The following is an 11,569-nucleotide window of genomic DNA, read 5'->3' as shown; positions in this document are numbered from 1 at the left end:
CGATGCGACTGACCGCCTATACCGATTACACCTTGCGCGTTCTCATGTATCTCAGCCTCCGCTACGAAAGCGGCGAGCTGGCGACCATCGAGGATATCGCCACGGCGTACGACATTTCGCGCAACCATCTGATGAAGATTGTTCACCAGATGGCCGGCGCGGGCTTGCTCGACACCGTGCGCGGACGCAACGGCGGTGTGCGCCTGGCGCGCGATCCGTCGACCATCTCGGTGGGCATGGTGGTGCGATTGGCGGAAAACGATTTTGTGCTGGTGGAGTGCTTCGAGCCGGGCAAGGAACACTGTTGTGTGATTTCTCCGGCCTGCAACCTCACCCGCGGGCTGCGTCGCGCGCTTGACGCCTTCATGCTCGAGCTCGATCGCATGACGCTGCGTGACGCGGTGTCTGCGCCGAGCGTGGCCTCCGAACTGCTCGGCATCGCCGCCGTGCCGCGGCGGATTATTCCGCTGACGCCGGCGCCGGCAACGCGCGGCAAGCGTTCGCCGGGCTGATCGGCCTCAGCAGACGGCGCACCGCCAACGCACCGATCAGCACAGCGAAAAAGATCAGTCCCTGGCCGGTGACGATCTGCTCGTCGAGCAGATAACTTACGCACAGGCGCTGGGGTGCTTCCTGAAACAACAGCCCCGCGGTGGCCAGCATCCAGGCGATGTTACCCAGAAAGAACACGCCGACCACCGCGCCGGCGCGTGGCAGGCTGCCCCGTGCAGCGACACCGGCCAGTAGCCAGGCCAGGTACTTGGCCCATTGCAGACGGATATCGAGCAGACTCAGATCGAGCATTGACGGAATCATCCACAGTGCCGACACCGCGCTCACCCAGGTGAGCCCGAGCAGGCCGTGCGCGTCGATGACTACCGGCAGGCGCGCGCGCGGGCCGAGCGCCCGGGCCAACGCCCAGCCGGCGACGAACAGCAGCGGCAGCTCGATCAGCATGTGCGGCAGCATGCGGCTCTCGAGCAGGTGGCGCAGCGGGGCAATCCACAACAGCATCGGCAGTGCGGCCAGCGCCCAGGGCAGGCGGCGCCTCATGTCGGCGTGCCTGTCAGTTGCAGCGCCCGTTCGAGCGCCTGCGGCCACTGGTCGAGATCGTAAATGCCGCGCACCGTGCCGTGGCTGTCGATGAGGTGGATGGCGCCGTTGTGCACGAAGCCGCCGAGGCCGTCCGGCACCGCCACCACGCCGAGCGCCTGCAGCAGCACGTCGGCCGCCTGCGCGCTGGCGGGCGTGCCGATCAGCCACAGCGCGTCATCGGCGCGGTGGCGTCGGGCATAGGCCTGAAGTTCGGTCGGGGTGTCATGTTCGCGGTCGAAGGCCACCGACACCAGGCGCACCGGGCTGTGCGCGCCGAAGCGTGCGCGCAGCTGGCGTTGCAGGCGGGTGTATTCGCCGCCGAGTGCCTGGCAGATGGTTGGGCACTGGGTGTAGATGAAGTCGACCAGATACACCGTGTGGGTGTCGTTCGGCCAGGGCGTGCCTGTCACACCGTTCGCGGTGCGCAGCGGCACGGCTGGGGCGCTCAGACGACCGGTGGTGGCGGCGTCGCGGCGCAGGGCTTCGAAGGTCCAGCGGGTGAAGCCGTTGGTCAGCTGGGCGCTCAGGGCGACCAGCGCCAGCGACAACGCGGTTACCGCAAACAAGGTCAGCGCCAGCGGACGCTGGCTCATGAGGTGGCGACCACCACGCGGCCATCGTCACCGTTGATGAACTTGGCCGAGCGGTTGAAGAAGCCGAGGAACAGGCTGCGGCCGATGGTCTGCGCCGCCTGGCGCAGGCGCTGGCGGTCGTCCGGTGCGAAGTGGCCTGTGTGATGGTGCCAGTGCGTCATCCAGCGCTCGAAATGTGCCGGCTCGACGCCCTCAAGCGCCATGTGCTTGCCATAGACATTGCCGCTGAAGCCGCGGGTGTCGAGCATGACATGGCTCCAGAAGTCGACCATGCGTTCAAGATGGTGCGCCCAGTGTTCGCCGATGGCGGCGTCGAAGACCGGGCCGAGTGCGGTGTCGGCGCGCACGTCGGCATAAAAGGCGTGCACCAGATCATGCAGTTGGGCGCGGGTCAGGGGCGGATGGGTGTCAGTCATGGTGTGCTCAGGGTAGCTTGGCCAGTTCGTCGCCGCCGTTGAATGGCGTTGTGCGATCGGCATGACGGGCACGGGTCTCGGTCACCAGCGCGGCGGGGATCGGCGCAGCGCTGTTCCCCCACTGGCTGCGTACATGGCTCAGCACGGCGGCGATCTCGGCGTCGCCGAGCGAGCCGGCAAAGGCTGGCATGGTGCCGTTGAACTCCTGGCCCTTGACCTGGATCGGCCCCGAAATGCCGTGTAGCAGGATGGCGGCCGCGGTGCTGGCCTTGCCGACCACCCACTCGGAGCCGGCCAGCGGCGGGAAGACGCCGGGCAGACCCTGGCCGGTGGCCTGGTGGCAGCCGGCGCACATGGCCGCGTAGATGGCGCCGCCGTCGACGCCCTGTCCGGCGGCCGGGCGCTCGCCGATCAACTCGGCGCGGGTGCGCGCGTCGCCCCAGCCGGCGGGGCTGTTCACCTCGGCATGCGAAATGTAGTCGATGCCGAAGGCGACCAGCACCAGGGCCAGCAGCAGCACCAGGCGCGGCACGGGGGTGCTGCGCTCCTGGGGGTCGGGGTTTTCGCGCCGCTGTTGCGGCAGGACCTTGGGGGTGTTCATGGCCGGGAGCGTTCCGTCATTGGTCGGCGGCGAGCGCCGGGTAGCTGCGATCGAGCGATTTGAGGTAGGCGACGAGGTCGAGCGCGGCCGGACGTGCGACCACCACCTTGCCCTCGGGCACGGTGCCGGGCGGCAGGGCGACCACCGTTTCTCCGGGCTCGGCGCTGTCGCGCATGTCGAACAGGAAAGGGTAGGCCGGCATGATGCTGCCCGGCACATAGGCGCGCGGCTGGAACAGATGACCCAGATGCCACTGATCGCTGGGCCGGCGCGCGCCGATGTTCATCAGGTCGGGGCCGGTGCGCATGGTGCCCAGCAGCGGTGGGTCGTCGTAGGCATAGTCGCCGGCCACCGTGGCCCGGCCCCAGCCGCGCTTGGCGTCGGGCGCGAAGGCGCGGGCGCGCGGCTGCTGGGAGTGGCAGTACACGCAGCCGTGCTGGATGTACTGCTCGCGGCCGCGCAGCTCGGTTGGCGTATAGGGCTTGAGACCTGGCGCCGGGGCTGAATCAGCGATGGTGATGTAGGGCAGCACGACCAGCGCGGCGGTGGCGACGGCCAGCGTGGTCAGGCCGCCGAGGATGAGACGGGTTTCGCTGTGCATCAGATGCCCTCCGCGGCGGTGGCGAACGGACCGGCCGCCGTCCGGCGCGCCCCCCGGGCGATCAGCAGGCGGACGAAGTGCGCAGCGAAGACCACATGGCCGAGCGCCATCATCGCGCCGCCCACGCTGCGTGCCTTCAGGTAGGGCAGGGTGAGCAGCACCGATTCCATGAAGCCGCGGCTCTCGTCGAGCATGGCGCGGCCCTGCAGCCAGCCGCCAATGGTCAGCGACACGAAGTAGATGGCGATGCCGGTCGAGGCGAGCCAGAAGTGGGCCGAGATCATGCGCGGCCACGGCCAGTCGCGGCCGGTGATGCGCGGGATCACGAAATACATGGCGCCGAAGAACACCAGGCTGACGAAGCCGTACAGCCCGAGGTGCGCGTGCGCCACGGTGTAGTGGGTGAAGTGGGTGATGGCGTTCATGCTGCGCAGCGCCTCAAAGGAGCCCTGCACCGAGCTGGCGGTGTACATCAGCCCGCCCAGGCACATGAAGCGCAGGGTCGGCGACTGGCGCAGCGCGCCGAGATTGCCCTTGAGGGTGAGATGCTGGTTGGCGGTGAAGGCGGCCACCGGCAGGATCATCATCATGCTCTGGACGATCGACAGGGTGACCATCCAGCCCGGCACCGGCCCGCCGATCAGGTGGTGGCCGCCGACCTGGCCGTAGAAGAAGGCCAGCCCCCAGAAACCGAGCAGCGACAGGTTGTAGGACTGGATCGGCCGGCCGATCACCTTGGGCAGGAAGTAATAGATTGAGGCCAGTGCCAGCGGCGTATAGAACAGCCCCAGCACGTTGTGGCCGAACCACCAGTTCATGGTCGCCTGCTCGACGCCGTGATGCAGGCCGGGGAAGTTGGCTACCAGGAACAGCACCGGGAACCAGAACAGCGCGCAGCCCATATACCACACCGACACATACAGGTGGGCTACCTGGCGCCGGCGCAGGGTGAGGATCAGCGGCAGGCCGATCAGCGCGCCGCCGGCGACGAACAGCAGGTCGATCTGCCAGGGGATCTCCAGCCATTCGAGCCCGTCGCTGACGCCGTAGGCCAGGCTGCCGAGGCCGGCGATCAGCGCGGCGTTCCACAGCGCGGCGCCGAGCAGGGCATAGCGGCCACCGACCAGCTCGGTCTTGAGCAGGCGAGGGATCACGAACAGCGCGGTGCCCAGTCCGGCCATCGGCGCCCAGCCATAGGCCACCGCGTTCAGGTGCACCGTGCGGATGCGCCCGAAGCTCAGCCAGGCTTCCGCCGTCAGCCAGTCGGGCGCATGCAGTTTGATCGACGCCGTCAGGCCGGCGGCCGAGGCGACCAGCAGCCAGACGAAGGCGCAGCAGTAGAAGAAGAACACCAGCGGGGCGGTCGAGGCATCGGCCCGGGCGCGAGCGGCCAGCTCGGCATCGTCCGCATCGGCCGCTGGGCGAGTGGTGCCGGATGGGGCGGCGGGTTCTTCGGGGGTGCCGATTTCACCGGCGGCGAAAATCACCTCGCTGCCTTCGGTGCTGGGGTCGGTCAGGTGGGCGCGTTGTGACCAGATGAAGAAGCCGAGGCCGACGATGGACAAGATGAACGCCGACATCAGGATGGCGAGGGGGCTCATGGACAGGTGGGCTCTTGGTTGGGGTTGAATCCAGCGTGCCACCGTGCGACGACCGAATACGGCGCATGGCCGGTTGTTGCGGCTGCATGCCGGTGTGAAAGATGGCTGATGGAATGCATGTTTTAAGTAACGATGAAATGGTTTTGGTGCTGGCGCAGCGGAGCTTTCGCGACAGGAAATGATCTCTGCCTCTATAAAGATGTGTTCACAATACATCTTTGATGCTGGTCAAGCAAGTGGCGGCGCGCTGCTTTGTCGGGACGGGCGATTACGTGCTACGGAAGTTTGGCGTGTTTCAGATGGTCGGGTTGCAGTGTGTCCAGCATGGCGATGGCGACAACCGTGCCGCGACGTACCGGCGCCTATCGCGAGCGTCGGTGGCGTTCATGCTGGTGCGGAAAGGGGGGGGGCACGTCGTGCAGGCGGGTTGGCCGGGGACGGGAAAGCGGCATGACGACATCGCCGTCATGGCTGGCGCGAGTGATTCGCCGCGCGGACAAACGCAAGGAAGGGGAGATGGGACGGCAAAAACGGAAAGGGCCCAGTCTTGCGACTGGGCCCTTGGTGTCCTGGTAGGCCGTGCGTGGCTCGAACACGCGACCAACGGATTAAAAGTCCGCTGCTCTACCAACTGAGCTAACGACCCGAAAGGAAGCGCGAATTATAGTAACCGATCTGGGGTGTGTCAAGCCGATCAGGCAGATAATTCGGGAGGTTTGCCGTTGGCGTAGCGGGTCGGGTCGTCAACGCCGGCGTCGAGGAAGCCGGCTCGGCGCAGGCGGCAGGCTTCGCAGCGGCCGCAGGCGCGTCCGGTGTCGTCGGCCTGGTAGCAGGTGACGGTCTGGCTGTAGTCGACGCCGAGCGTCGTGCCGCGCCGAATGATGTCGGCCTTGCTCAGCTCGATGAGCGGGGCGTGGATGCTCATGCGCTCGCCCTCGACGCCGACCTTGGTGGCGAGGTTGGCCATGGTTTCGAAGGCTTTGATGTATTCGGGGCGGCAGTCGGGGTAGCCGGAGTAGTCGACGGCGTTGACGCCGACGAAGATGTCGTTTGCCCCGAGGACTTCGGCCCAGGCCAGCGCGATGGAGAGCATCACGGTGTTGCGTGCGGGGACGTAGGTGACCGGGATGGGCGAGGCGGTCTGGCGATCGTCGAGCGGGATGTCGATGGTGGGGTCGGTCAGTGCCGAGCCGCCAAACTGGCCGAGGCCGACGCGGGCGAGGCGGTGCTCGGCTGCGCCGAGGCTGTCGGCGACACGCTTGGAGGCGGTCAGCTCGGCGGCGTGGCGCTGGCCGTAGGCGACGGACAGGGCATAGCATTCGAAACCTTGTTCGCGGGCGATGGCCAGGCAGGTGGCAGAGTCGAGTCCGCCAGAGAGCAGGACGACGGCGCGGCGCGGCGGCGTTTCGGTGGTTTCAGTCATGAGCGTTATTTGCCGCGGGCGTCGGCCCACAGCACTTTGTGCAGTTGCATTTGAAAGCGGACCGGCAGGCGGTCACGCACGATCCATTCGGCCAGGTCGGCCGGGGCGAGTTCGCCGGCGACCGGTGAGAACAGCACCGGGCAGCGTGCGGCGAGCGCATGCGTCGTGAGCTGTTCGCAGGCCCAGGCGTAGTCATCGGCGTTGGCGATGACGATTTTCAGCTCGTCGCGGGCGGTGAGTTGGGGCAGGTTGTCCCAGCGGTTTTTGTCGGCCTCGCCGGAGCCGGGCGCCTTGAGATCCATGATGCGGCTGACGCGCGGGTCGACGGTGGCGATGTCGAGCGCGCCGCTGGTTTCGAGCGACACGTCGTAGCCGGCGTCGCACAGCGCGGTGAGCAGATCGAGGCAGCCTTTCTGGGCGAGGGGTTCGCCGCCGGTCACGCAGATGTGGTGCAGGCCGTGGCTGGCGATTTCGTCGAGGATGGTGCTCAGATCGCGTGTCTGGCCGCCGTTGAAGGCGTACTCGGTGTCACACCACACGCAGCGCAGCGGGCAGCCGGTGAGGCGGACAAACACCGTGGGCAGACCGGCGCGAGAGGCTTCGCCCTGTACGGATGCGAAGATTTCCGTCACCCGCAGCCGGGTGACGGTCTGTCGCGTGCTCATGCGCGGGTCAGCTGCCCAGGCGCTGCTTGGCCGATTTGGCGGCAGCGCTGTCCGGGTACTGGCTGATCACGGCTTTGAGCGTGTTCTGCTCCAGGCGACGCTCGCCCATGGCACGTTGGCAGTTGGCGACGCCGAGCAGGGCGTCGGGCGCGCGGGCGTCCTGCGGCCACTGGTTGACCACGGTGTTGAAGTGCTGCGTGGCGCGGGCGATGTCCTTGGCCTGCAAGGCGGCGCTGCCGGCCCAGAAGTGGGCGCTGGGCAGGAAACTGCTGCCGGCGTAGGTGGTCACGAAAGTGTCGAAGGCTGTGGCCGCTTCGGCGTACTTGCCGCTCTTGAGCAGGTTCAGTGCGTTCTCGTAGTCGCGCGACTCTGCCGCGGGATCAATCTGCGCGGCGGGGCCGGCTGCGCCGGATTCCAGTGTGCGCAGGCGTGCGTCGAGGTCGACATAGAAGTCTTGCTGGCGCTTCTTGACCGATTCCATGTCGTGCATCAGCAGCTCGACATCGCCGCGCAGCCGGGCCACCTCGGCCTTCATGGCCTCGATCTGGTTGGCCAGCTGCAGCGTTGCGCGTGAGCTGGATTCGAGGGCGTCGAGGCGCGCGGTGTGATCATCGCGAATGCGCATGATCTCCTTGCGCGCTTCGGCGTCGTCAAACAAGCCAGCATGTGCCGGCCACGTGAGCAGCGCTGCAAGCAGTGCAATCCAGGGGGCCGGCCGCATCATCAGAACTCTCCAGCGTAGAGCATTTCGCCACGACGGTTTTCGGCGTAGCAGGCTTCGTTGCGCTCGGTGCACTGCGGCTTCTCTTCACCCAGGCTGACCGATTCAATCTGGCCTTCCTTGGCGCCAAGCAGCATCAGCGATTTCTTGACCGCGTCAGAACGCTTCTGGCCCAGGGCGAGGTTGTACTCGCGGCTGCCGCGCTCGTCGGCGCTACCCTGGATGAGCATTTTCATCTGCGGGTTGGCAGCCAGGAAGCGGCCGTGGGCTTCAACCAGCGGCATGAATTCGCCGCGGATGGTGAAGCTGTCGTAGTCAAACATGATGGCGCGTTTGGACAGGATGTTGTTCGGGTCGCGCAGGGCGGCCAGACCAGCACCTTGCATCTGATCCGGACGCACGGTCGGGATCGTACCGGCAGACGACGCGGTACGGTCTTCAACCGAGGCGCCCTGGTCGGCGGTCATCGGGGTGCTCGAGCAGCCTGCCAGCAAGGCAAGAGCGAGCATGGAGGCGGCGAGGGGGTAACGCATTGAACAGACTCCTTGAGTCATAAAATACTAGCGATCCGCTAGCGGGGCAAAGGTCCCCAGGCGGGTTCACGCACGTCGGCGGCCTGGACCGAGAGACGTTGCTTGATTCGCCCGTCGGACGAAACAGCGGCAAGCACCCCGCGACCACCGATCTCTGTTGCGTAGAGAATCATGCGGCTGTTGGGCGCAAAGCTGGGTGATTCATCCCGACCGGTGTCGGTCAGGATGGCAAACTGGCGTGTGGCGACATCCATGATCGCGATCTGGAAGCCGTTGGCCGTCCGCGCGATGTAGCTCATGGTCTGGCCATCGGGCGAGGGGCGCGGTGTGACGTTGTAGCTGCCCTCGAAGGTGACGCGCTCGGCGCGACCGCCCTGGGTGGAGATCCGGTAGATCTGCGGGCTGCCGCCGCGGTCGGAGGTGAAGTAGATCCACTGACCATCGTGGCTGAAGGCCGGTTCGGTGTCGATGCTCGACGAGCTGGCCAGGCGGGTGACGCCCGAGCCGTCGGGATTGACGGTGTACATCTGCGACAGCCCGTCCTTGGTCAGCACCACCGCGAGGCGGTTGCCGTCCGGCGACCATGACGGCGCCGAGTTCGACCCCTTGAAGTTGGCCGCCACCGCGCGCAGGCCGGTGGCCAGGGTGTGTACATACACGACCGGCTTCTTGGCCTCGAAGGAAACATAGGCCAGGCGGGAGCCGTCGGGCGACCACGAGGGCGAAATGATCGGCTCGTTGGAGGCCAGCGCGGTCTGCGGGTTGGCGCCGTCGGAGTCGGCGATCTGCAATTTGTATTGCTTGCCGGACTTCACCACATAGGCGATCTGCGTGGAGAACACGCCTTTGAGCCCGGTGATGCGCTCATAAATGATGTCCGCAATCTTGTGGCCGGTGATCCGGTACTGGGCGGGGGTCATGGTCAGCGTGAGGGCGTCGAGCTGGGCTTCCTGGCGCGTGTCGTAGAGGCGCATGCGCAACTCGTACTTGCCGCTTTGGGCGGGCACTACGGTGCCGACCGCGATCGCGTCAGCGCCGCGGGTGCGCAGGTAGGCAAAATCGGGCATGACCGTTTCGCCGATGGGCTTGGGCCCCATCTCGACCAGCGAAAACAGGCCGCTGCGCTCCAGATCGCTGCGCACCACATCGGTCACGCCGCGGGGCAGCTGCGACTCGCCTTCCATGACCGCAATGGCCACCGGAAAGCGGTTGGCGCCGGCGCCGGTAATCTCGATCGACAGCTGTGCCCGCGCCGACAGGGCGGTGGCGGCGAGCAGTGTGATCAGCAAATATCGAAACAAATCAGTCAGTTTCATCGTCTCTGGTTCCCGGGCGGATTATACCGATCCCTTTTTATTGTTCGAGCGGGCGAAATGTGAATGCTAGTGTACGGTTAAACAAAGATTGATCGTCGGGTTTCGGTAAGGGACTCGACTTTCGGATGGCGCGTTCGATGGCTTCATCCAGCGCGGCATGTCCCGTGCTCTTTTTCAAACGCACCTCAATCACCGTGCCATCGGGCAGTTGGTCCACGATGAAGGTCGCTTCCGGATTGCCGCTGACCGCTGGCGGCAGCACGATGTTGCCCCGGACCTTAACCCGAATTGCGTTGATATAGCCGTCCAGCGCCCGGCCGCGGGCGGCCGACTGCATTTCCTGCTTGAGAATCTCCGATTCGCGGGCACGCTGCGCATCCAGCGCCAGCAGCTCTTGCATGCGCTGGGCCTCAATCGCTTTGGAGCGGTCGACCTTGGGCTCGGGCTTTGGCGTGGGCTTGGGCTCCGGCTTCTTTGGCTCAGGTTTCGGCTCCGGTTTCTTGGGCTCGGGCTTCTTCGGCTCCGGTTTTTTCGGTTCGGGCTTGGGCTCCGGTTTGGGCGCAGGCTTCTTGGGCTCGGGCTTTTTCTCCGGAATCTTGATCTCGGGCGGCTTGGGCTCTGGCTTGGGCTCCGGTTTGGGTTCGGGCTTCGGCTCGGGTTTTGGCTCAGGCTTTGGCTCGGGTTGGGGGGGCGGCGGCGCTGGCTTGGGCGGCGGTGCGGCGCGCGTGGGCATGGACGGCATCGCGACCAGCGCAACCTGAACGGCCGCCGGCGGTTCGCTCTGCCAACGAACACCGAAAAACAGAAATGCCGCCAGCGCCAGATGTACCAGTGCGGCAAGCACAAATGAAATGCGTTTGCCCGGCTCCGGGCGGTCCTGCATCGGGTTCATCGTTTGGCGGTCGGTTCGCGTTCGCCGCGCTGCACGAGCAGGCCGATCTTGTCGACGCCCTTCTTTTGCAGCTCCGACATGACATTCAATACGGCATCGTAACGGGCGTCGCGATCGCCTGCGATCAGTACGGCACGGGCCGGATTGTCCTGCTGCATCTGCTGCAGCTGTGCAACGACGGCCTCGAGCGCCATGGGCACCGGCTCCTGCGCCGCATCGCGGAAGGCTACGCTGCCGTCGGCTTTGACGACGATATACAGCGGCTCGACCGGTGTCTGCGAGGCCTTGCCGACGCTGGGCAATTCGACGCTGCCGGTCTGGATCATTGGCGCGGTGACCATGAAGATGACGAGCAGCACCAGCATCACGTCGATGTACGGCACGACGTTGATCTGGTTCATCAGGCGGCGCTCACGCATGGGAGGTCCTCGGCCCGATCAACGCAGCTGACGCTGCAGGATGTTGGAGAACTCTTCCATGAAGCTCTCGAGGCGGATCGACAGGCGGTCGATGTCGTGGGCAAAACGGTTGTAGGCGACCACGGCGGGGATCGCCGCAAACAGGCCGATGGCGGTGGCGACCAGTGCTTCGGCAATGCCGGGGGCCACATGGGCGAGCGTGGCCGAGGTGACGTTGGACAGGCCGCGGAAGGCGTTCATGATGCCCCACACGGTGCCGAACAGGCCCACATAAGGCGAGACCGAGCCGACCGAGGCGAGGAAGGCCAGGTGGGCTTCGAGTTCATCGACCTCGCGCTGATACGTGGCGCGCATGGCACGGCGGGCGCCGTCCACCACGGTGGCGTGATCGGCGTTTTTAGCGCGCAGCTTGGAGAACTCGCGGTAGCCCGATTCGAAAATGCGCTCCATCGGGCCGGTGTTGTGGCGGTCGTTGCCGGCGCTCTGGTACAGCGCGTTCAGATCGCCGCCGCTCCAGAAGTTGCGTTCGAAGTCCATCGACTTTCGTCGCGCACTGCCGATGGAAAACCACTTGCGGAAAATCCAGTACCACGACATGAAGGAGAGGCCCGCGAGCAGGGCCATCACCAACTTGACCAGCAGACTGGCTTCGGCGATGAGGGAAAGTATCGACAGATCTTGTGTGATTGGCAT

The 11,569-nt window shown here is 65.9% G+C and carries 15 protein-coding genes and 1 tRNA gene; 1 reads left to right on the top strand and 15 read right to left on the bottom strand.

All coding sequences use genetic code 11. From position 1 onward, the window contains the following. Positions 1-2: 2 nt before the first annotated feature. Entirely contained in the window at positions 3-512 is a 510-nt protein-coding gene (locus FHP91_RS08615) for an RrF2 family transcriptional regulator (RefSeq protein ID WP_144309174.1), read from the top strand. Here the strand turns inward: FHP91_RS08615 and FHP91_RS08610 are convergent. The 15 genes from FHP91_RS08610 to tolQ form a co-directional block, all read right to left on the bottom strand. Next, on the bottom strand, positions 460-1,053 hold the full coding sequence (locus FHP91_RS08610; protein WP_144309173.1) for a hypothetical protein: 594 nt from the start codon (positions 1,051-1,053) through the stop codon (positions 460-462). The two genes, FHP91_RS08615 and FHP91_RS08610, sit on opposite strands and share 53 nt — an antisense overlap. Next, positions 1,050-1,688: an SCO family protein gene (locus tag FHP91_RS08605; RefSeq protein ID WP_144309172.1), complete on the bottom strand. Its 639-nt coding sequence runs from the start codon at positions 1,686-1,688 to the stop codon at positions 1,050-1,052. The genes FHP91_RS08610 and FHP91_RS08605 overlap by 4 nt, the downstream gene beginning before the upstream one ends. Continuing rightward, positions 1,685-2,104: a group III truncated hemoglobin gene (locus FHP91_RS08600; RefSeq protein WP_144309171.1), complete on the bottom strand. Its 420-nt coding sequence runs from the start codon at positions 2,102-2,104 to the stop codon at positions 1,685-1,687. Before FHP91_RS08600 ends, FHP91_RS08605 begins: the two co-directional genes overlap by 4 nt. 7 nt (positions 2,105-2,111) lie before the next feature. Then, a complete protein-coding gene (locus tag FHP91_RS08595) occupies positions 2,112-2,705 on the bottom strand; it encodes a c-type cytochrome (RefSeq protein WP_144309170.1) in 594 nt (197 codons plus the stop codon). A gap of 16 nt (positions 2,706-2,721) precedes the next feature. Then, positions 2,722-3,306 carry a cbb3-type cytochrome c oxidase subunit II gene (locus FHP91_RS08590; RefSeq protein WP_144309169.1) on the bottom strand — a complete coding sequence of 195 codons (585 nt, stop codon included), beginning with the start codon at positions 3,304-3,306 and terminating at the stop codon, positions 2,722-2,724. Beyond that, complete coding sequence (locus FHP91_RS08585) at positions 3,306-4,907, bottom strand: cbb3-type cytochrome c oxidase subunit I (protein WP_144309168.1); 1,602 nt, start codon at positions 4,905-4,907, stop codon at positions 3,306-3,308. Before FHP91_RS08585 ends, FHP91_RS08590 begins: the two co-directional genes overlap by 1 nt. 570 nt (positions 4,908-5,477) lie before the next feature. Next, positions 5,478-5,553, bottom strand: a tRNA-Lys gene (locus FHP91_RS08580). 48 nt (positions 5,554-5,601) lie between these two features. Then, entirely contained in the window at positions 5,602-6,330 is a 729-nt protein-coding gene (queC, locus tag FHP91_RS08575) for a 7-cyano-7-deazaguanine synthase QueC (RefSeq protein WP_144309167.1), read from the bottom strand. A 5-nt stretch (positions 6,331-6,335) separates the two neighbouring features. Further along, complete coding sequence (gene queE / locus FHP91_RS08570; protein WP_144309166.1) at positions 6,336-6,995, bottom strand: 7-carboxy-7-deazaguanine synthase QueE; 660 nt, start codon at positions 6,993-6,995, stop codon at positions 6,336-6,338. A gap of 7 nt (positions 6,996-7,002) precedes the next feature. Further along, complete coding sequence (ybgF, locus tag FHP91_RS08565) at positions 7,003-7,719, bottom strand: tol-pal system protein YbgF (protein WP_144309165.1); 717 nt, start codon at positions 7,717-7,719, stop codon at positions 7,003-7,005. Then, positions 7,719-8,249, bottom strand: a complete 531-nt coding sequence (gene pal / locus FHP91_RS08560; protein WP_144175225.1) for a peptidoglycan-associated lipoprotein Pal — start codon at positions 8,247-8,249, stop codon at positions 7,719-7,721. The genes ybgF and pal overlap by 1 nt, the downstream gene beginning before the upstream one ends. Before the next feature lie 38 nt (positions 8,250-8,287). Next, positions 8,288-9,565, bottom strand: a complete 1,278-nt coding sequence (tolB, locus tag FHP91_RS08555; protein ID WP_144309164.1) for a Tol-Pal system beta propeller repeat protein TolB — start codon at positions 9,563-9,565, stop codon at positions 8,288-8,290. A 37-nt stretch (positions 9,566-9,602) separates the two neighbouring features. Further along, positions 9,603-10,448, bottom strand: a complete 846-nt coding sequence (locus FHP91_RS08550; protein ID WP_246116259.1) for an energy transducer TonB — start codon at positions 10,446-10,448, stop codon at positions 9,603-9,605. A 5-nt stretch (positions 10,449-10,453) separates the two neighbouring features. Continuing rightward, positions 10,454-10,876: a protein TolR gene (gene tolR / locus FHP91_RS08545; RefSeq protein WP_144175231.1), complete on the bottom strand. Its 423-nt coding sequence runs from the start codon at positions 10,874-10,876 to the stop codon at positions 10,454-10,456. Positions 10,877-10,894: 18 nt separating this feature from the next. Beyond that, positions 10,895-11,569, bottom strand: a complete 675-nt coding sequence (tolQ, locus tag FHP91_RS08540) for a protein TolQ (protein WP_144175233.1) — start codon at positions 11,567-11,569, stop codon at positions 10,895-10,897.

This window comes from Denitromonas halophila (genome assembly GCF_007625155.1).
GTDB classification, from domain to species: domain Bacteria; phylum Pseudomonadota; class Gammaproteobacteria; order Burkholderiales; family Rhodocyclaceae; genus Nitrogeniibacter; species Nitrogeniibacter halophilus.
The sequence above is the reverse complement of the archived record's forward strand: the minus strand, read 5'-3'. Positions and strand labels throughout refer to the sequence as shown.

Bases quoted from the DNA above. Each gene is read 5' to 3' on its own strand.
- FHP91_RS08595 (WP_144309170.1), bottom strand. From the start codon at position 2,705: ATGAACACCCCCAAGGTCCTGCCGCAACAGCGGCGCGAAAACCCCGAC.
- tolB (WP_144309164.1), bottom strand. From the start codon at position 9,565: ATGAAACTGACTGATTTGTTTCGATATTTGCTGATCACACTGCTCGCC.
- pal (WP_144175225.1), bottom strand. From the start codon at position 8,249: ATGCGTTACCCCCTCGCCGCCTCCATGCTCGCTCTTGCCTTGCTGGCA.
- tolR (WP_144175231.1), bottom strand. From the start codon at position 10,876: ATGCGTGAGCGCCGCCTGATGAACCAGATCAACGTCGTGCCGTACATC.
- queC (WP_144309167.1), bottom strand. From the start codon at position 6,330: ATGACTGAAACCACCGAAACGCCGCCGCGCCGCGCCGTCGTCCTGCTC.
- tolQ (WP_144175233.1), bottom strand. From the start codon at position 11,569: ATGCCAATCACACAAGATCTGTCGATACTTTCCCTCATCGCCGAAGCC.
- FHP91_RS08615 (WP_144309174.1), top strand. From the start codon at position 3: ATGCGACTGACCGCCTATACCGATTACACCTTGCGCGTTCTCATGTAT.
- queE (WP_144309166.1), bottom strand. From the start codon at position 6,995: ATGAGCACGCGACAGACCGTCACCCGGCTGCGGGTGACGGAAATCTTC.
- FHP91_RS08610 (WP_144309173.1), bottom strand. From the start codon at position 1,053: ATGAGGCGCCGCCTGCCCTGGGCGCTGGCCGCACTGCCGATGCTGTTG.
- ybgF (WP_144309165.1), bottom strand. From the start codon at position 7,719: ATGATGCGGCCGGCCCCCTGGATTGCACTGCTTGCAGCGCTGCTCACG.
- FHP91_RS08585 (WP_144309168.1), bottom strand. From the start codon at position 4,907: ATGAGCCCCCTCGCCATCCTGATGTCGGCGTTCATCTTGTCCATCGTC.
- FHP91_RS08600 (WP_144309171.1), bottom strand. From the start codon at position 2,104: ATGACTGACACCCATCCGCCCCTGACCCGCGCCCAACTGCATGATCTG.
- FHP91_RS08550 (WP_246116259.1), bottom strand. From the start codon at position 10,448: ATGCAGGACCGCCCGGAGCCGGGCAAACGCATTTCATTTGTGCTTGCC.
- FHP91_RS08605 (WP_144309172.1), bottom strand. From the start codon at position 1,688: ATGAGCCAGCGTCCGCTGGCGCTGACCTTGTTTGCGGTAACCGCGTTG.
- FHP91_RS08590 (WP_144309169.1), bottom strand. From the start codon at position 3,306: ATGCACAGCGAAACCCGTCTCATCCTCGGCGGCCTGACCACGCTGGCC.